The sequence below is a fragment of the Streptomyces speibonae genome (genome assembly GCF_984686075.1).
The window spans coordinates 3,395,519-3,413,584 of sequence record NZ_OZ480260.1; the positions used below are offsets into that span (position 1 = coordinate 3,395,519).

At 72.2% G+C, this 18,066-nt stretch carries 18 protein-coding genes; 5 read left to right on the forward strand and 13 right to left on the reverse strand.

Translation table 11 applies throughout. The features are described from left to right. Positions 1–55: 55 nt before the first annotated feature. Positions 56–544 carry a YajQ family cyclic di-GMP-binding protein gene (locus AC5L3C_RS15190; protein ID WP_125504768.1) on the forward strand — a complete coding sequence of 163 codons (489 nt, stop codon included), beginning with the start codon at positions 56–58 and terminating at the stop codon, positions 542–544. A gap of 45 nt (positions 545–589) precedes the next feature. Here the strand turns inward: AC5L3C_RS15190 and AC5L3C_RS15195 are convergent, their stop codons facing one another. Continuing rightward, entirely contained in the window at positions 590–856 is a 267-nt protein-coding gene (locus AC5L3C_RS15195; RefSeq protein WP_125504769.1) for a GlsB/YeaQ/YmgE family stress response membrane protein, read from the reverse strand. A 92-nt stretch (positions 857–948) separates the two neighbouring features. Between AC5L3C_RS15195 and AC5L3C_RS15200 the strand changes: the two genes are divergently transcribed. After that, positions 949–2,199, forward strand: coding sequence for an APC family permease (locus AC5L3C_RS15200; protein ID WP_493649442.1), 1,251 nt, complete (start codon positions 949–951; stop codon positions 2,197–2,199). Positions 2,200–2,343: 144 nt separating this feature from the next. Here AC5L3C_RS15200 and AC5L3C_RS15205 read toward each other — a convergent pair whose 3' ends face one another. The 12 genes from AC5L3C_RS15205 to AC5L3C_RS15260 form a co-directional block, all read right to left on the reverse strand. Then, complete coding sequence (locus tag AC5L3C_RS15205; RefSeq protein WP_125504771.1) at positions 2,344–2,739, reverse strand: YccF domain-containing protein; 396 nt, start codon at positions 2,737–2,739, stop codon at positions 2,344–2,346. Continuing rightward, a complete protein-coding gene (gene htpX / locus AC5L3C_RS15210; RefSeq protein ID WP_125504772.1) occupies positions 2,736–3,599 on the reverse strand; it encodes a zinc metalloprotease HtpX in 864 nt (287 codons plus the stop codon). Before htpX ends, AC5L3C_RS15205 begins: the two co-directional genes overlap by 4 nt. 218 nt (positions 3,600–3,817) lie before the next feature. Then, positions 3,818–5,317, reverse strand: coding sequence for an NADH-quinone oxidoreductase subunit N (locus AC5L3C_RS15215; RefSeq protein ID WP_493649443.1), 1,500 nt, complete (start codon positions 5,315–5,317; stop codon positions 3,818–3,820). After that, complete coding sequence (locus tag AC5L3C_RS15220; RefSeq protein WP_493649444.1) at positions 5,314–6,888, reverse strand: complex I subunit 4 family protein; 1,575 nt, start codon at positions 6,886–6,888, stop codon at positions 5,314–5,316. Before AC5L3C_RS15220 ends, AC5L3C_RS15215 begins: the two co-directional genes overlap by 4 nt. A 6-nt stretch (positions 6,889–6,894) precedes the next feature. Further along, positions 6,895–8,892, reverse strand: a complete 1,998-nt coding sequence (locus AC5L3C_RS15225; RefSeq protein ID WP_493649445.1) for an NADH-quinone oxidoreductase subunit 5 family protein — start codon at positions 8,890–8,892, stop codon at positions 6,895–6,897. Further along, positions 8,889–9,296: an NADH-quinone oxidoreductase subunit NuoK gene (nuoK, locus tag AC5L3C_RS15230; RefSeq protein ID WP_125504776.1), complete on the reverse strand. Its 408-nt coding sequence runs from the start codon at positions 9,294–9,296 to the stop codon at positions 8,889–8,891. Before nuoK ends, AC5L3C_RS15225 begins: the two co-directional genes overlap by 4 nt. After that, positions 9,296–9,928 carry an NADH-quinone oxidoreductase subunit J family protein gene (locus AC5L3C_RS15235; protein ID WP_493649446.1) on the reverse strand — a complete coding sequence of 211 codons (633 nt, stop codon included), beginning with the start codon at positions 9,926–9,928 and terminating at the stop codon, positions 9,296–9,298. Before AC5L3C_RS15235 ends, nuoK begins: the two co-directional genes overlap by 1 nt. After that, positions 9,925–10,473, reverse strand: a complete 549-nt coding sequence (locus tag AC5L3C_RS15240; protein ID WP_125504778.1) for a NuoI/complex I 23 kDa subunit family protein — start codon at positions 10,471–10,473, stop codon at positions 9,925–9,927. The genes AC5L3C_RS15235 and AC5L3C_RS15240 overlap by 4 nt, the downstream gene beginning before the upstream one ends. A gap of 2 nt (positions 10,474–10,475) precedes the next feature. Further along, positions 10,476–11,444 (reverse strand): complex I subunit 1/NuoH family protein, encoded by a 969-nt coding sequence (locus tag AC5L3C_RS15245; protein ID WP_493649447.1) that lies wholly within the window; start codon positions 11,442–11,444, stop codon positions 10,476–10,478. After that, the gene (locus tag AC5L3C_RS15250) at positions 11,441–13,009 is read right to left on the reverse strand and encodes an NADH-quinone oxidoreductase subunit C (RefSeq protein WP_493649448.1); all 1,569 of its coding nucleotides are present in this window, start codon (positions 13,007–13,009) and stop codon (positions 11,441–11,443) included. The genes AC5L3C_RS15245 and AC5L3C_RS15250 overlap by 4 nt, the downstream gene beginning before the upstream one ends. Further along, positions 13,006–13,656 carry an NADH-quinone oxidoreductase subunit B gene (locus tag AC5L3C_RS15255; RefSeq protein ID WP_493649449.1) on the reverse strand — a complete coding sequence of 217 codons (651 nt, stop codon included), beginning with the start codon at positions 13,654–13,656 and terminating at the stop codon, positions 13,006–13,008. Before AC5L3C_RS15255 ends, AC5L3C_RS15250 begins: the two co-directional genes overlap by 4 nt. Next, complete coding sequence (locus AC5L3C_RS15260) at positions 13,647–14,039, reverse strand: NADH-quinone oxidoreductase subunit A (protein WP_493649450.1); 393 nt, start codon at positions 14,037–14,039, stop codon at positions 13,647–13,649. Before AC5L3C_RS15260 ends, AC5L3C_RS15255 begins: the two co-directional genes overlap by 10 nt. Positions 14,040–14,278: 239 nt before the next feature. Here AC5L3C_RS15260 and AC5L3C_RS15265 point away from each other — a divergent pair, with 239 nt between their 5' ends. From AC5L3C_RS15265 to AC5L3C_RS15275, 3 genes are all read left to right on the forward strand, one after another. Further along, complete coding sequence (locus AC5L3C_RS15265) at positions 14,279–15,538, forward strand: sensor histidine kinase (protein WP_493649451.1); 1,260 nt, start codon at positions 14,279–14,281, stop codon at positions 15,536–15,538. A 109-nt stretch (positions 15,539–15,647) separates the two neighbouring features. After that, positions 15,648–17,012, forward strand: a complete 1,365-nt coding sequence (locus tag AC5L3C_RS15270) for a sensor histidine kinase (protein ID WP_493649452.1) — start codon at positions 15,648–15,650, stop codon at positions 17,010–17,012. Between the two features lie 232 nt (positions 17,013–17,244). Beyond that, on the forward strand, positions 17,245–17,904 hold the full coding sequence (locus AC5L3C_RS15275; RefSeq protein ID WP_276313893.1) for a response regulator transcription factor: 660 nt from the start codon (positions 17,245–17,247) through the stop codon (positions 17,902–17,904). The last annotated feature ends 162 nt before the right edge of the window (positions 17,905–18,066 follow it).

The following is an 18,066-nucleotide window of genomic DNA, read 5'->3' on the forward strand; positions in this document are numbered from 1 at the left end:
GGTACGCATTCGGTGCGCAGCCCGATACGCACCCTGATCCAAGGAGCCACAGGACATGGCCGACTCCAGTTTCGACATCGTCTCGAAGGTCGAGCGGCAGGAGGTCGACAACGCCCTCAACCAGACCGCCAAGGAGATCTCGCAGCGCTACGACTTCAAGGGCGTGGGTGCCTCGATCTCGTGGTCCGGGGAGAAGATCCTCATGGAGGCGAACTCCGAGGACCGGGTGAAGGCCGTCCTCGACGTCTTCCAGTCCAAGCTGATCAAGCGGGGCATCTCGCTGAAGGCCCTGGACGCGGGTGAGCCGCAGCTCTCCGGCAAGGAGTACAAGATCTTCGCGTCGATCCAGGAGGGCATCTCCCAGGAGAACGCCAAGAAGGTCGCGAAGATCATCCGGGACGAGGGCCCGAAGGGTGTGAAGGCGCAGGTGCAGGGCGACGAACTGCGGGTGAGCTCGAAGAGCCGGGACGACCTCCAGACCGTCATCGCCCTGCTCAAGGGCAAGGACTTCGACTTCGCGCTGCAGTTCGTGAACTACCGGTAGGACGCGGACGACAGGGGTGGGCACCCGCGCGGTGCCCACCCCGTCTCAGTTGCGCGAGTGGCCGAACAGGATGCGGTAGGCGACCAGGAGGACCAGCGCGCCGCCGATCGCGGCGACCCAGGTGGTGCCGTCGTAGAAGTCCTTGGTGATCGGGTGGTCGAACCAACGGGCGGAGATCCAGCCGCCGATGAACGCTCCGGCCACGCCGATCAGTGTCGTGCCGATGAGTCCGCCCGGGTCGCGGCCGGGCAGCAGAAACTTCGCCACCGCCCCGGCCAGCAGCCCCAAAATGATCCAGCTGATGATCGTCATGCCGTGCACCTGCCCTTTTCTTGCTGCCTTTGCACCTCCAAGACGTGCCACGTCCATGTGCCGGTTGCACAGGGCCAGTAGGGTCCGGTCCCGTGACAGGAACGACCAGCCCTGAACTGCGCCGCACGCTCGGCCTGGGCGACGCCGTGGTCATCGGACTCGGCTCGATGGTGGGAGCCGGGATCTTCGCCGCTCTGGCACCCGCCGCGCACGCGGCCGGTACCGGGCTGCTCCTGGGGCTCGCGGCCGCTGCCGCGGTCGCCTACTGCAACGCCACCTCGTCGGCCCGCCTCGCCGCGCGGTACCCGGCCTCGGGCGGCACGTACGTGTACGGACGGGAGCGGCTCGGGGACTTCTGGGGCTACCTCGCGGGCTGGGCCTTCGTGGTCGGGAAGACGGCCTCCTGCGCGGCGATGGCGCTCACCGTGGGCGCGTACGTCTGGCCGGGTCGCGCGCACGCCGTGGCGGTCGCCGCCGTGGTGCTGCTGACCGCGGTGAACTACGGCGGTGTCCGGAAGTCCGCGTGGCTGACGCGGGCGATCGTGGGTGTGGTCCTGGCGGTCCTCGCTTCCGTGGTGGCCGGGTGTCTGACGTCGGCGGAGGCCGATGCCGGGCGGCTGGACATCGGGCTGACGGGCGGGGCCGGCGGGGTGCTCCAGGCCGGCGGTCTGCTGTTCTTCGCCTTCGCCGGGTACGCCCGTATCGCGACCCTCGGTGAGGAGGTCCGGGATCCGGCGCGCACCATTCCGCGGGCGATCCCGCTGGCCCTCGGCCTCGCGCTGGTCGTGTACGCGGCCGTTGCGGTGGCCCTCCTGTCGGTACTGGGGGCGCGGGAACTCGGTGAGGCCACCGCGCCGCTCGCCGACGCGGTGCGTGCCGCCGGGGTTCCGTGGCTCGCCCCGGTGGTGCGGGCGGGTGCGGCGGTGGCCGCTCTGGGCTCGCTGCTCGCCCTGATCCTCGGGGTGTCGCGGACGACGCTCGCCATGGCCCGGGACCGGCATCTGCCGGGCGCCCTGGCCGCCGTCCATCCGCGGTTCCGCGTGCCCCACCGCGCGGAGCTCGCGGTGGGTGCCGTGGTCGCCGTGCTGGCCGCCACGGTGGATGTGCGGGGTGCGATCGGCTTCTCCTCCTTCGGTGTGCTGACGTACTACGCGGTGGCCAACGCGTCGGCCTGGACGCTCGATGCGCGGCCGGTGACGCGGGTGGTGCCGGCGGTGGGGCTGGCCGGCTGTCTGGTGCTGGCGTTCTCCCTGCCGTGGGTGTCGGTGGCCGCGGGCGCCGGGGTGCTGCTGGCGGGCGTGCTGGTGTACGCCGTGCGCAAGGGCGTGACCGGCGCACGGTGACCGGCGGTCGGCAGCCGGCCGGCAGGCGCGGCGGCCGCAACTGCTCGTGGTGGGTCATGGGTTCAGCATGCGGGCCGCGCCCGATCGCCGTGCGGGCCTGTGGACAACTCCGGGGTCGTGGACAACCCCGGGTGGCACCCGGCGCTACCAGCGGTCGGTGAACGCCTGGTCCGTCCGCACGATTTCGCGGCCCAAGGGGAACAGCGAGACCGGGATCAGCTTGAAGTTGGCGATGCCGAGCGGGATGCCGATGATCGTCACGCACAGGGCGATGCCGGTGAGGACGTGCCCGAGGGCCAGCCACCACCCGGCCAGCAGCAGCCACAGGATGTTGACGAGGAAGGAGGGGGCGCCCGCGTCCCGGCGTTCGACCGTCGTGTATCCGAAGGGCCACAGGGCGTAGACGCCGATACGGAAGGCGGCGATGCCGAACGGGATGCCGATGATCGTGATGCACAGCAGCACGCCGGCGAACAGGTAGCCGAGGAACAGCCACAAGCCGCTGAAGACGAGCCAGATGAGATTCAGGATGGTCTTCACTGGTGGTGACCTGCCAACTTCTCGAGCCGGGCGATACGTTCCGCCATCGGCGGGTGGGTGGAGAACATCTTCGCGAGTCCCTGTCCCGGACGGAAGGGATTGGCGATCATCATGTGGCTGGCCGTCTCGATACGGGGTTCGGGAGGCAGCGGAAGCTGCTTGGTGCCGGTTTCCAGTTTGCGCAGGGCGGAGGCGAGGGCGAGCGGGTCGCCGGTGAGCTGGGCGCCGGAGGCGTCGGCCTCGTACTCCCGGGAGCGGCTGATGGCCAGTTGGATGAGGGACGCGGCGAGCGGCCCGAGGATCATGATCAGCAGCATGCCGAGCAGGCCGGGACCGTCGTCGTCGTCCGAGCGGCCGATGGGGATCAGCCAGGCGAAGTTGACCAGGAACATGATCACGGAGGCGAGGGCGCCGGCGACCGAGGAGATCAGGATGTCGCGGTTGTAGACATGGCTGAGCTCATGGCCGATGACGCCGCGCAGCTCCCGCTGGTCGAGCAGGCGCAGGATGCCTTCGGTGCAGCACACCGCCGCGTTGCGCGGGTTGCGGCCGGTGGCGAAGGCGTTGGGGGCCTCCGTCGGGGAGATGTACAGGCGGGGCATGGGCTGGCGGGCCTGGGTGGAGAGCTCGCGGACCATGCGGTACAGCCCGGGGGCCTCGAACTCGCTCACCGGGCGGGCGCGCATCGCCCGCAGGGCCAGCTTGTCGCTGTTCCAGTACGCGTACGCGTTGGTGCCCAGCGCGATCAGGACGGCGACGACGAGCCCCGTGCGGCCGAAGAAACTGCCGATGACGATGATGAGCGCGGACAGCCCCCCGAGGAGGACTGCGGTCCTGAGCCCGTTGTGCCGGCGGTGCACGGTACGCCCTCCAAGTCGTGCGGCAGGGGAACCCTTGCTTGCTGATCCTCTTGCGACCTGCGCTGTCCACTGGTCCGGTGGTGTCACGTCCAGTGGACCCTCCCGTACCGGTCAACGCCAGGCGAAGAGCACTAGTTCCCTTGTGCGCGCCGTGCCGCGTGTCACCCGTCCGGGTGAAGACCGCCCCGGCGGTCTCCGGCCGGGGTGCCCCGGTGGGCTCAGAACAGCCCGGTGGCGGTGAAGCGGAGGACCAGCTGGGGGGCGCCGGACAGGGCGACGCCGGCGACGCCGGTCAGGGCGATCGCGGCGGTGAGGGGCGCGGGGACGCGGTGCCGGACCGGCTCGCCCTCGGGGGCGCGGAAGAGCAGCGCCGTCCAGTGGAGGTAGTAGACCAGCGCGATGACGACGTTGACGGCCATGACGACGGCGAGCCAGCCCAGGCCCGCGTCGACGGCGGCGGCGAACACCGTGACCTTGGCGAAGAGGCCGATGATGCCCGGCGGGAGTCCGGCGAGGCAGAGCAGGAAGAAGCCCAGGAGCAGGGCGGTGAGCGGACTGGAGGCGTACAGGCCGCGGTAGTCGGCGACGCGGTTGCGGCGGTGCGCACGGCCGACGAGGGCGGCCACCGCGAAGGCGCCCAGGTTCACGGCGCCGTACATGAGGGCGTAGGCGAGCGTGGAGCCGATCGCCTTCTCGGCGTCGTCGGAGTACGCGGCGGCGGCGATCGGCACCAGGAGGTAGCCGGCCTGGCCGACGGAGGACCAGGCGAGCAGGCGTACCGCGCTGTACGCGCGCGTGGACCGCTGGCGCAGGGCGCCGACGTTGCCGGCGGTCATGGTGAGGGCGGCCAGCACGGCGAGGGCGGGGCCCCATACGTCGGCGTAGGAGGGCAGGGCGACGACGGTGACGAGGATCAGGCCGGAGAAGCCGACGGCCTTGCCGATGACGGACAGATAGGCGGCGATCGGCAGGGGGGCGCCCACGTAGGTGTCGGGGACCCAGAAGTGGAAGGGGACGGCGGCCGTCTTGAAGGCGAAGCCGACGAGGGTGAGGACGACACCGGTCTGCGCGAGCGTGTGGAACTGCCCGTCGACGGTCTGGATCCGCTCGGCGACGAGGGTGAGGTGGAGGGTTCCGGTGGCGGCGTAGACGAAGCTGATGCCGAGCAGGCTGACCGCGGTGGCGGTGACCGAGGACAGGAAGAACTTCAGGGCCGCCTCGGACGACTTGCGGTCGCCGTGCCGCAGCCCGACGAGGGCGAAGGCGGGCAGGGAGGCGACCTCGAGGGCGACGACGAGGGTCGCGAGGTCGCGGGAGGCGGGCAGCAGGGCGGCGCCGGCCGCGGAGGAGAGGAAGAGGAACCAGTACTCGCCCTCGGGGAGCCGCTTGTTCTCGTCCTTCAGGGCGGTCACCGACAGCAGGGCCGCGAGGAGGGCGCCGCCGAGCACCAGGAGCTGGATGACGAGGGTGAAGCGGTCCGCGGTGTAGCTGCACACGCCGTCGTCGCCGACCAGGCAGAAGGTGCTGCGGTCGGCGTCGAGCAGGGGCAGCAGCGCCAGCGTGGCGGCGGCGAGTCCGGCCACCGAGACCAGGCCGAGCAGAGGTTTGCGCTTCTCGCTGACGAACAGGTCGGCGACGAGGACGACGAGTCCGACGACCGCCGTGATGGTCGGCGGGGCGATGACCGGCCAGTCGACGGACTGGACGAGTGAGCTCATCGGGTGCCTCCTGCGAGGAGCTGCTGCACGGCCGGGTCGGTCAGTCCGAGGAGGGCCCTGGGCCACAGTCCGGCGGCGACGGTGAGGACGACCAGCGGGGTCCAGGCCGCGAATTCGTAGGAGCGCACGTCGGTGTACTTCGGGACGTCCGGGGGGACGGCGCCCATGCAGACCCGGCGGACCACGACCAGCAGGTAGGCGGCGGTCAGCAGGGTGCCGAACACGCCGATCGCCATGAAGGTGAGGAAGGCGGGGCGGCTGAGCCCCCCGGCGGGGTCGAAGGCGCCGAACAGGGCGAGCATCTCGCCCCAGAACCCGGCGAGGCCCGGCAGGCCCAGGGAGGCGACGGCGGCGAAGGCGAGCAGGCCGCCGAGGCGCGGGGCCCTGCCGTAGAGGGCGGCGCCGGTCTCCTTCGCGAGGGCGTCGAGGTCGGTGCTGCCGGTGCGCTCCTTCAGCCCGCCGACCAGGAAGAACAGCAGGCCGGTGATGAGGCCGTGGGCGACGTTGGCGAACAGGGCGCCGTTGACTCCGGTCGGGGTCATCGTCGCGATGCCGAGGAGGACGAAGCCCATGTGGCCGACGGAGGAGTAGGCGATGAGGCGTTTGAGGTCGCCCTTCGCCCCGCGCCTCGCCAGGGCCAGGCAGGCGAGGGATCCGTAGATGATGCCGACGACGGCGAACGCGGCAAGGTACGGCGCGAAGGTGCGGAAGCCGTCGGGCGCGGCGGGCAGCAGGATACGGACGAAACCGTAGGTGCCCATCTTCAGCAGGACGCCGGCGAGCAGGACCGAGCCGACCGTCGGCGCGGCGGTGTGGGCGTCGGGCAGCCAGCTGTGCAGGGGCCACATCGGGGTCTTGACCGCGAGCCCGATCCCGATCGCGAGAACGGCGGTGACCTGCACGGATGCGGTGAGGGACCGGCTGTTGTCAGTGGCGAGTGCCACCATGTCGAATGTGCCCGCGGTGCTGCCGAGCAGGAGCAGGCCGAGCAGCATGACCACGGAGCCGAGCAGCGTGTAGAGGATGAACTTCCAGGCGGCCTCGGCCCGGCCCTCGCCGCCCCAGCGGGCGATGAGGAAGTACATCGGGATGAGGACCATTTCGAAGGCGAGGAAGAACAGGATCAGGTCGAGGACGGCGAAGGTGGCGAGGGTGCCGGACTCGAGGACGAGCAGCAGGGCGACGAAGGCCTTGGGGGCCGGGCCCGTGGGCGGTTTGAAGTACGAGTAGAGGGCGCTGAGGAAGGTCAGCAGCGCGGTCAGGACCAGAAGGGGGAGGGAGATGCCGTCGGTGCCGAGGTGGATGCGCACGTCGAGTGCGGGGATCCAGCTGATGTCGGTCGTGGCCTGCATCTTCGACGGATGGTCGTGGTCGAAGCCGAGCGCGAGGGCGATCGCCGCGAGGAGGACCGCGCCGGTGACGGTCACGCCGTGGCGGAGCGCGGCCTGCTCGGGTGACTTCCCCTTCAGTCCGGGCGGGGCCGGCAGGAGAGCGGCGGCCGCGCCGAGGAGCGGGCCGACGACGAGGAATGCCAGAAGGAACTGCATCACGGACTCGTTGATATCGATCACGCCTGCTCACGCTCCCGTGGCGGCGAGTACGGCGGCGACCGCGAGGACGACGGTGCCGGCGAGCAGCGCGCTCACATAGGTCTGCAGATTGCCGGTCTGGGCCCGGCGGACGGCGGCGCCGAGCCAGCGGGGCAGGGTGCCCGCGCCGCGTACGTAGGTGTCGACGACCTCGCGGTCGAGGAACCGTACGAGGCTCGCGCCGGCCCGGACCGGGCGGACGAAGAGGGCCGAGTACACGGCGTCCAGGTGGAAGCCGGCGGCCGCGTGCCGGTGCAGTGGTCCGAGCAGCAGCCGTCCGGGGTCCGAGGGGTCGGGTGCGTACGCGATGTCCCCGTAGGCCGGTTCGTGGCTCGCGATGGCCTCGGCCTCGACCCGGGCGGCGTCGCCCTCGGGATGGGCGGCCACGGCGCCGAGGGGGACGCGGGCGGCCGCGTGGGCGGTGGTGTGCCGCCACGTGGCGTAGGTGACGATGCCGCCGACCAGGGCCACGCCCGTGCCGAGCACGGAGGTGGTGAGCGTCGGGGTCAGGTCCCGGCCGTCGAACCAGTCGGGCAGCACGCGGAAGGCGAGGCCGCCGAGCGCGAGGGACGGCACGGCGAGCACCCACAGCACCACGGTCATGGTCAGCGGCTGCCTGCCGTGGTCGGGGGCCTCGGTGCCGTGGCCGCGGAAGGCCAGCAGCCACAGCCGCATCGCGTACGCCGCGGTGAGCAGGGCGGTGACGAGACCGGCGAGGAGGACGATCCAGCCCGCCGCGGCGGGGGCGTGTCCGGTGTGGCCGGTGACGACGTGTTCGGCGGCCCCGAGGACGGCCTCCTTGGAGAAGAAGCCGCTGAACGGCGGGATCGCGGCGAGCGCGAGGAGCGCCACGGTCATCGTCCAGTAGGCGTCGGGGACGCGGTCGCGCAGGTGGCCCATGCGGGACATGGCGGCCAGCGAGTTGGTGCCGGCGGCGTGGATGATCACGCCGGCGGCGAGGAACAGCAGCGCCTTGAAGGCACCGTGGGACAGGAGGTGGAAGACGGCGGCGCCGCGGTCGGCGACGGCGAGGGCGCCGGTCAGGTAGCCGAGCTGGCCGATCGTCGAGTAGGCGAGGACCCGTTTGATGTCGTCCTGGGCGAGGGCGGCGAGCGCCGAACCGGCCATGGTGACGGCGGCCATGACGGCGAGGACGGTCATCGCGGCCTGCGAGGCCTCGAAGAGCGGAAGGAGACGCGCGATGAAGTAGACACCGGCGGCGACCATGGTCGCGGCGTGGATCAGCGCGGAGACGGGGGTCGGGCCCGCCATCGCGTCCGGGAGCCAGGTGTGCAGCGGGAACTGCGCCGACTTGCCGGCCACGCCCGCCAGGAGCAGCAGGGCGACCAGCGTGGGGTGTTCGATGCCGCCGTTCGCGACGGCGCCGAGGATCCGGGTGATGCGGAAGGACCCGGCGTCGGTGGCCAGGGCGAACAGGCCGATGAGGAAGGGGAGGTCGCCCAGCTTGGTGACCAGGAAGGCCTTGAGGGAGGCGGCGCGGGCCTCGGGGGTCTCCCAGTAGTGGCCGACGAGGAAGTAGGAGCAGATGCCCATCACTTCCCAGCCGACCAGCAGGACCATCAGGTCGCCGGAGTAGACGACCAGGAGCATCGCGGAGGTGAACAGGGAGACCAGGGCGGCGTAGGAGGGGTAGCGCGGATCGTCGCGCAGATAGCCCGTCGAGTAGATCTGCACACAGCCGGCGACGACGGTGACCAGGACGGCGGTCAGCGCGGCGAAGCCGTCGATGTGCAGGGCGAGTTCGACGGGGACCGAGCCGGTCGGGGTGAGCTCGGTGGCGGCGTCCACCGCACCGTCGCCTCCCTGGCGCGCGGCGACCAGGGCGGCCAGTGCGAGCGACACCAGGGTCGGCAGGACGGCGAGCGGGCGGACGAATCCGGGGGCGGTGCGTCCCAGGAGCAGTCCGGCGATCGCGCCGAGGAACGGAAGGAGGGGGACGAGGACGGCGAGGGTGGTCGTGGTCACGCGGTGGCCTCAGCCTTCTCGCCGGCAGCCCGGGGCGCGGGCGCTTCGCGTCCGGTGGCGTCGCTGTCGGGGTCGTCGGGGTCGTGGCCCTCGGCGGTGTCGCGGAGCCGGTCGATGTCCGAGGTGCCGCGGTTGCGGTACACGGCGAGGACGATGGCCAGGCCGATGCCGATCTCGGCGGCGGCGATGGCGATGGTGAACAGGGCCAGCGCCTGGCCGGAGTGGAGGGTGTCCTCGGCGGCCCGGCTGAGCCAGGCGTCGAAGGCGACCAGGTTGAGGTTGACGGCGTTGAGCATCAGCTCGACCGACATCAGGACCAGGATCGCGTTGCGGCGGGCGAGGACGCCGTACAGGCCGGTGCAGAAGAGGAGGGCGGACAGCACGGCGGGGTAGGCGAGGTGCATCAGCGGGCCCCTTCCGAGTCGCGCCGGGTGGCACGCGCACCGGTCGCGGCGCCGTCCTTGGCCTTGCGGGAGAGGACGATCGCGCCGACGAGGGCGGCCAGCAGGAGCACGGAGAGGGCCTCGAAGGGGAGGACCCAGTGCTGGAAGAGGCTCGCGCCGGTCACCTCGGTGGAGCCCGAGGGAGCGCCGTCCAGGTCTATCCAGGTGGTCCGGAAGGCGTCCACGACCACCCACACCAGGGCGGCCGCGGCGGCGACGGAGACGGCGAGGGCGACCCAGCGGTTGCCGGAGTCCGCGTCCGGTGAGCGGCCGATGGGGGCGCGGGTGAGCATCAGCCCGAACAGAAGGAGGACGACCACGGAGCCGACGTAGATGAGGACCTGCACCCAGGCGATGAACTCGGCGGTGAGCAGGAGGTATTCGACGGCGAGGCCGCCGAGCGCGACCACCAGCCAGAGGGCGGCGTGCACCAGTTGCCGGGTGGTGACGGTGATGATCGCGGCCCCGAGGGTGACCAGGCCGACGAGGAGGAAGGCGATCTCCACCCCGGTCGGGGAGAGGAAGCCGTGCGTCTCGGCGGCGGTGGTGGTCGTGGCGTGCGCGGCCGTTCCAGCGGCTGCGGCGAGGGTCACGACTCCTCCTCCTGTTCGGCCTGGGCGGCGGCGAGCTTGTCGGCGGTCTTGCGGGCGGCGGCGAGTTCCTTCGGCTCCTCGGCGCCGGGGTCGAGCGCGGGCGGGGCCGGCACGGTCCACATCCACTCGCGGAGCTTGTCGCGCTCGTGGGTGAGGTCGCGGATGTCGGTCTCGGCGTACTCGAACTCCGGGGACCAGAACAGGGCGTCGAAGGGACAGACCTCGATGCAGATACCGCAGTACATGCACAGGGCGAAGTCGATGGCGAAGCGGTCGAGGACGTTGCGGCTGCGCTCGCGGCCGCCGGGGGTCGGCGCGGGCACCGTCTCCTTGTGGGAGTCGATGTAGATGCACCAGTCCGGGCACTCGCGGGCGCACAGCATGCAGACCGTGCAGTTCTCCTCGAACAGGCCGATCACTCCGCGGGTGCGGGGCGGGAGGTCGGGCTGGGTGTCGGGGTACTGGCCGGTGACGGACTTCTTCGTCATCGTCCGCAGGGTGACGGCCAGACCCTTGGCCAGGCCGGAGCCGGGGAGGGGAGCCATGGTTACCGGATCACCACCTTGACGATGCCGGTGAGGGCGATCTGAGCGAGGGAAAGGGGGACGAGGAGGGTCCAGGACAGCTTCTGGAGCTGGTCCTCGCGCAAGCGCGGGTAGGTGACGCGCAGCCAGATGACGACGAAGGCGAGGACGGCGGTCTTCAGCAGGGTCCAGACCCAGCCGAGCCCGTCGGCGCCCCAGGGGCCGTGCCAGCCGCCCAGGAACAGGACGGTGGTCAGGCCGCACAGGATGACGATGCCCGCGTACTCGGCGAGGAGGAACAGGGCGAAGCGCAGGCCGGTGTACTCGGTGTACGCGCCGAAGATGATCTCCGAGTCGGCGACCGGCATGTCGAAGGGGGGCCGCTGGAGTTCGGCGAGGCCGGCGATGAAGAAGACGAGCGCGCCGGTGATCTGCCAGGGCACCCACCACCACTCGAAGGCATCGAGGATGCCGACGAGGGAGACGGTGCCGGCCGCCATCGCCACGGAGGCGGCGGTGAGCAGCATCGGGAGTTCGTAGGCGAGGAGCTGGGCGGCGGTGCGCAGGCCGCCGAGGAGGGAGAACTTGTTGGCGGAGGCCCAGCCGGCCATGAGCGAGCCGAGGACGCCGACGCCCATGACGGCGAGAACGAAGAACACGCCCGCGTCCAGTACCTGGCCGACCGCGCCCTCGCCCGGGCCGATGGGGATGGCGAGCAGGACGAGGAGGTAGGGCAGGAGGGCGACGGCGGGGGCGAGCTGGAAGATACGGCGGTCCGCGCCGGCCGGGACGACGTCCTCCTTCTGCGCGAACTTCACGCCGTCGGCGATGAGCTGGGCCCAGCCGTGGAAGCCGCCGGCGTACATCGGGCCGAGGCGGCCCTGCATGTGGGCCATCACCTTGTGCTCGGTCTGGCCGACGATCAGCGGGAAGGTGAGGAAGACGACGAACACGACCAGGAGTCGCAGGGCGACGTCCAGCACGTCGTTCACCGCGGGCCTCCTGAGGGGTCTTCGGGGTCGGTGGGTTCGGGGTCCGGTTCGGGCCCGGTGGACGGAGAGCCGCCGGTCCCGGCCGGGGCGTCGGGGGCCGCGCCGTCGCCCCGGCCCTCGGACTCGGGCTCCGGTTCGGGGGCGGACGCGCGGTCCGGCTCGGGGGCGGACGCGCGGTCCGGCTCGGGGCCGGGTGCGGTATCCGGTGCGTCGGCGCGCTCCGGCTCCGGCTCCGTGTAGGCCGGGCGGGCGTGGTGCCAGGGGGCGTCCGGGCTGCGCGGGGTGACGGGCGGCTTCCGGACGGAACGGCCCTCGGCGGGGGCGGACTCGCCGTCCGTCGCGTCCGTCTCCGCCGAGGCGGCGGGCGCGTCCGTACGCTGCGACGCCGAACCCTCGCTCGCGCTCCGGGCCCGCCGCGCCGGACGCGCGCCGGCCTCGGCACCCGCCGACTGACTCACGGACCCCTCCGCCGCGGTACGCGCGCGACGCGGCCCAGCGGCCGCCCGGCCGGAAGCCTCGCCGCCGGGAGCCTGGCTCACCGAACCCTCAGCAGCCGAACGCGAACGGCGCGGCGAAGCCGCGGAAGCCTCGCCGGCGGGCGCCTGACTCACCGAACCCTCCGACGCCTTACCCGCGCGGCGCGCCGGAGCTGCCGAGCCACCGGGAGCCTCCCCGGCGGCGGGCGCCTGACTCACCGAACCCTCAGCAGCCGAACGCGAACGACGCGGCGAAGCCGCGGAAGCCTCGCCGGCGGGAGCCTGACTCACCGAACCCTCAGCAGCCGAACGCGAACGGCGCGGCGGAGTTGCGGGAGTTTCCCCCGCTGCCGACTGGCTCACCGAGCCTTCGGCAGCCGAACGCGAACGGCGTGGCGGATCTGTGGAATCCCCGGAGGGGGGCCGGCCGGCCGAGCCTTGTGATGCCGTGCGGGTGCGGCGTGGGGGGCGGTCGCCGGCTGCCGCCGTGCGGCCCGCGGCGCGGGCCGGGGCCGGGGGGAGCTGGCCCTTCAGCGGGCCCCACTCGTTGGGGTCGGGCACGCCCGGGGGCAGCATCTGGCGGCGGCGGGGGCCGCCGTGCTCGGACTCGCCGGGTTCCTTGGCGCCCGGCCAGGCCTTGGCGACCCGGGCCGCGAGGACGAAGTCCTTGCGCAGCGGGTGGCCCTCGAACCCGTCCGGGAGGAGGAGGTGGTCCAGCCCCGGGTGGTCCGTGAAGTCCACGCCGAACATCTCGTGCGTCTCGCGTTCGTGCCAGGCTGCGCCCGCGTAGACGTCGACGGCGGACGGCAGAGCCGGGGCGTCGTGCGGCACCGTGGTGCGCAGCAGCAGGCGCCGTACCGGAGCCAGGGCGGCGACATGCGCGGCGACGCGGAATCCCGTGCCCGGTTCGTCGACCGCGCTCAGCCAGTCGAAGAAGGTGCAGCCGAGACGGTCGCGCGCGGCCTGGAGGGCGGTGATCCAGGAGGCGGGCGGTACGTCGACGGTCAGGACGCCGTACGACTCCTCGGCCACCGCGTCCGCGCCGAAGAGCTCCTCGGCGCCGGCGGGGAGCCAGCCGGCCGCGGTCATCGCTCCTCCCCCTCACCGGCCGCCGGGGCCGGCGGCCGGACCAGCCCGCTCCGCAGCGCCGCCGCCGACGGCCGTTCGCCGCCGGTCGCGTACCGCTCCCCCAGTGACTCCCGGGCGATCTTCTCCTGGAGCTTCAGGATCCCCTGGAGCAGCGCCTCGGGCCGGGGCGGGCAGCCGGGGACGTAGACGTCGACCGGGATGATCTGGTCCACGCCCTTGGTGACGGAGTACGAGTCCCAGTAGGGGCCGCCGCAGTTGCTGCACGCGCCGAAGGAGATGACGTACTTGGGCTCGGGCATCTGCTCGTACAGGCGCTTCACCGCGGGCGCCATCTTGTCCGTGACGGTGCCGGAGACCACCATCAGGTCGGCCTGGCGCGGCCCCGGGGCGAACGGGATGACGCCGAGGCGGATGAAGTCGTGCCGGGCCATCGACGCGGCGATGAACTCGATCGCGCAGCAGGCGAGGCCGAAGTTGAAGACCCACAGCGAGTAGCGCCTGCCCCAGTTGAGGACCACCTTCATCGGCGCGGGGGCGAGCCGGGCCAGCGCGCCGAGCCGCTTCGGCTCCGGAAGCACAACCGGACCGGGGGCGGCGGGGTTCTCGGACGCGGCGGGGTTCTCGGGGGCGGCAGGGTTCACGTCCATGTCAGGACGCCCTTCTTGTATGCGTACAGCAGACCCACGGCGAGGAAGCCGAGGAAGACGAACATCTCCACCAGGGTGGTCGCGCCGTAGCCGTCGGCGGCGAAGACGGTCGCCCAGGGGAACAGGAAGATCGAGTCGACGGCGAAGATCACGTAGAGGAAGGCGTAGACGTAGTAGCGGATCTGGGTGTGGGCCCAGCCCTCGCCGACGGGGTCGACGCCGCACTCGTAGGTCAGGAGCTTCTCGGGCGTGGGGACCACGGGGCGCAGCAGGCGGCCCGCCCCGAAGGCGACGGCGACGAACAGCAGGCCGACGACGGCGAGCAGTCCGACGACCGAGTAGGACTGGAAGTAGTCCGCCGCGACGACGGTCGTTTCCCGCACGTCCGCCCCTCACTCCCTCGGTTCGGCGCCGGGCCCCTGTCCGTCCCGTGCCCTCGAATCCGTGCCGGTGAACGCCGAACGCCCTGGTTCGACGATCTGTACGCACGGGAGTCTAGGCCCTGACAAAAGCCCGGTAAGCAGCCCGTCACCGGTCGGGACGCGCGGGTGGGGTTTTCCCCCGGGTCCGCGGGCGGTCCGCTCCATGGCGCGGGCCCCCCGGCAGCGGGCACCCTGGGCACATGACCGAACCATTCGCGCCCCCGGGCCCGTCCGTGACGGCGGCCCGGCAACCGGCAGGGCACGGCGACGTCCCGCCGCCCGTCCGTTTCACCTACGACGTGCACACCTGGAAGGAGATCGCGCATCTCCTGGCGAACCTGCCGGTGTCGCTCGTCGGTTTCACCTACGCCGTGACCATGCTGGCCACCGGCGTCGGGATGACCCTGACGGTGATCGGGCTCCCGCTGCTCGCCGTGGGACTGATGGGCGCGCGGCTGCTGGGCCGGCTGGAGCGGGCGCGGGCCAGGAAGCTCCTCGGGGTCCATGTGGAGGAGCCGAGCCGGCTGCCGCTGGACGGGCCCGGCGGGTTCTGGCCGCACCTGTGGCTCGCGGTCAAGGACCCGGTGGGCTGGCGCGCGGTGCTGTACGAGCTGATGCGCCTGCCGTGGGGGATCGTCACCTTCGTCGTCACGCTGACGGGCCTGTTCGTGCTGTGGCCGGTGCTGCCGTTCATCGTGCGGGCCCTGGCCAACGCGGACCGGGCGATGGTGCGCGGCCTGCTGTCACCCTCCGACGAGCTGGAGCGGCGCATCGCCGAGCTGGAGTCGGACCGGGGTGTGGTGGTCGACACGGCGGCGGCGGATCTGCGGCGCATCGAGCGGGATCTGCACGACGGGGCGCAGGCCCGGCTGGTCAATCTGGCGATGGGGCTCGGCCTGGCCAAGGAGAAGCTCCTGGAGGATCCCGACGCCGCGGCGTCGATGGTGGAAGAGGCGCACGGCGAGGTGAAGCTGGCGTTGCAGGAACTGCGGGACCTGGCGCGCGGCATCCACCCGGCGGTGCTGACCGACCGGGGCCTGGACGCGGCGCTCTCCTCGGTCGCCTCGCGCTGCACGGTGCCGGTGACGGTGACGGTCGACCTGGACGAGCGCCCGGCCGCCGCGATCGAGGGCATCGCCTACTTCACCGCCTCGGAGCTGCTGCAGAACGTCAGCAAGCACAGCGGCGCCCGGTCGGCGTCGGTGGAGGCCTGGCGGTCGGAGGGCCGGCTCCTTGTGCAGGTCCGTGACGACGGGCACGGGGGTGCGAGCGTGGACGGCGGGACGGGCCTGCGGGGCCTGGCCGAGCGGCTGAACGCGGTGGACGGTCTGTTCGTCGTGGACTCGCCCCGGGGCGGTCCGACGACGGTGACGGCGGAGCTGCCGTGGCGCGACCGTTCCGGCCGGCTCGCCCCGGAGGCGCGCGCGGCCAAGGGGGCCCCGGCCCGCGGCCGGAGGTAGGGAAAACCCCCCGTCCAAGACTGCGACGGACTCCATGGCCCGCCGGCCCGCGGCACAGCAGTCTGGAGATACGACAGCACAGCTCCGGACGAGGAGAAGGACGACGCCGATGGCCACGGAGTACGGAGAGGGCTACGGGTTCCACGCGCAGCCCGGACATCCCGGGAGCGCCGGGGAACGGCGGCACCGGCTGCCGGCCGCGCTGCGGGCGCCGGTCGAGGGGCGCACCTGGCGCGAGCTGGGGTATGTGCTGCTGAGCCTGCCGATCAGCATTCTGCTGTTCACCTACGCGGTCACGATGGTGTCGCTGGGGGCGGGCCTGCTGGTGACGTTCCTCGGTGTCCCGGTGCTGGCGGCGGCGCTCGCCGGCTGCCGCGGCCTCGGGGTGATGGAGCGGGCGCGGGCGCGGGGGCTGCTGCGCCTGGACGTGGGCGAACCGGAGCCGCTGCGGGCCGGGCGGAACGGGCTCATGGGGTGGGTCGGTGCCGTGCTGAAGAGCGGCGCCTCGTGGCGGTCCCTGCTGTACGCGGTGCTGCAGCTGCCGTGGGCGGTGCTGACCTTCTCCGTGACCGTGACGTTCTGGTCGCTGGGCTGGTCGCTGCTGACGTATCCGCTGTGGTTCTGGGTCTTCCCCGTGTACGGCGGGCAGGACGGTCTGCAGCTGTACGGCGACGAGACGCACCAGGTGTATCTGGACAACCCGTTCGAGATCACGGTGACGGCGGGGGTGGGGCTGCTGTTCACGCTGGCCACGCCGTGGATCGTGCGGGCGCTGACGATGGTGGACCGCCTGATGGTGCACGGGCTGCTCGGGCCGTCCCGGCTGGCGACGCGGGTGGTGGAGCTGGAGTCGGACCGCGGGGTCGTGGTGGACACGGCGGCGGCGGACCTGCGGCGCATCGAGCGGGATCTGCACGACGGGGCACAGGCCCGGCTGGTGGCGCTGGCCATGGATCTGGGCCTGGCGAAGGAGAAGCTGCGGGAGGACCCGCAGGTCGCGGCGCAGATGGTGGACGAGGCGCACGGTGAGGTCAAGACGGCCCTTCAGGAGCTGCGGGACCTGGCCCGGGGCATCCACCCGGCGGTGCTGACCGACCGGGGCCTGGACGCGGCGCTCTCCTCGGTCGCCTCGCGCTGCACGGTCCCGGTGCAGGTGGAGGTGGACCTCACTCAGCGGCCCGCGCCGGCCATCGAGGGCATCGCCTACTTCACGGCCTCGGAGCTGCTGCAGAACATCAGCAAGCACTCCCGGGCGACGTGGGCGGCCGTGGAGGTGTGGCGGTCGGAGAACCGGCTGATGCTCCAGGTCGTCGACAACGGGGTGGGCGGCGCCGACACCGCCGAGGGTTCGGGGCTGGCGGGGCTGGCGGAGCGGCTGGACGCGGTGGACGGGATCCTGGTGGTGGACTCCCCGGCCGGGGGCCCCACCCGGGTGACCGCCGAGCTGCCGTGGCGCGCGGAGCAGGCCCGGTGACAGCGGTCCGGAGCATGTGCTGAACGCCTTCCGGAAAGGGCGGGGCGGGTGTGGGCCCGCCTCGCCCTTCCCGGCCGCCCGTGCGGGCCGGCAACCCCGATGACACCCCCAATCGCGTTGCCCCGGCCCGTCCTCCCGGCGGAAGCTGGAATGCTGGAGCTGTGGACGACCGGACCCGTCATACGGACGGGTCCGGCGCGCGGCGTGGGGGGCCGAAATCGTGGAGGACAGGGTGCGGGTGGTCATCGCCGAGGATTCGGTGCTGTTGCGGGAGGGTCTGACCCGGCTGCTGACCGACCGGGGGCACGAGGTCGTGGCCGGTGTCGGGGACGGCGACGCGCTGATCAAGACCATCACCGACCTGGACGGGCGGGGCATGCTCCCGGACGTGGTGGTGGCGGACGTACGGATGCCGCCGACGCACACGGACGAGGGTGTGCGGGCAGCGGTGCAGCTGCGCAAGACGCATCCGGGGGTCGGGGTGCTGGTGCTGTCGCAGTACGTGGAGGAGCGGTACGCCACGGAGCTGCTCGCCGGGTCCAGCCGGGGCGTGGGCTATCTGCTGAAGGACCGCGTGGCCGAGGTGCGCGAGTTCGTGGACGCGGTGGTGCGCGTGGCCGAGGGCGGTACGGCCCTGGACCCGGAGGTCGTCGCGCAGCTGCTGGGACGCAGCCGCAAGCAGGACGTGCTGGCCGGGCTCACCCCGCGCGAGCGGGAGGTGCTGGGGCTGATGGCCGAGGGGCGGACGAACTCGGCGATCGCCAAGCAGCTGGTGGTCAGCGACGGCGCGGTGGAGAAGCACGTCAGCAACATCTTCCTGAAGCTGGGGCTCTCCCCCAGCGAGGGCGACCACCGGCGGGTCCTGGCGGTTCTCACCTATCTCAACTCGTGACCTGCGTCTCTCAACTCCTGACGACGTCACGAAAAGGCCCGGTGGGACGTCTCGAAGTCGTGTCCAAGATGCGAATGACCCGAGGGAGGCGCCCCTTGCGGACGTAGGGTTGATCCGGGGAAGGCCTGCGGGAAGGCCGTCCCGGACAGCCGCCCTCGAGGA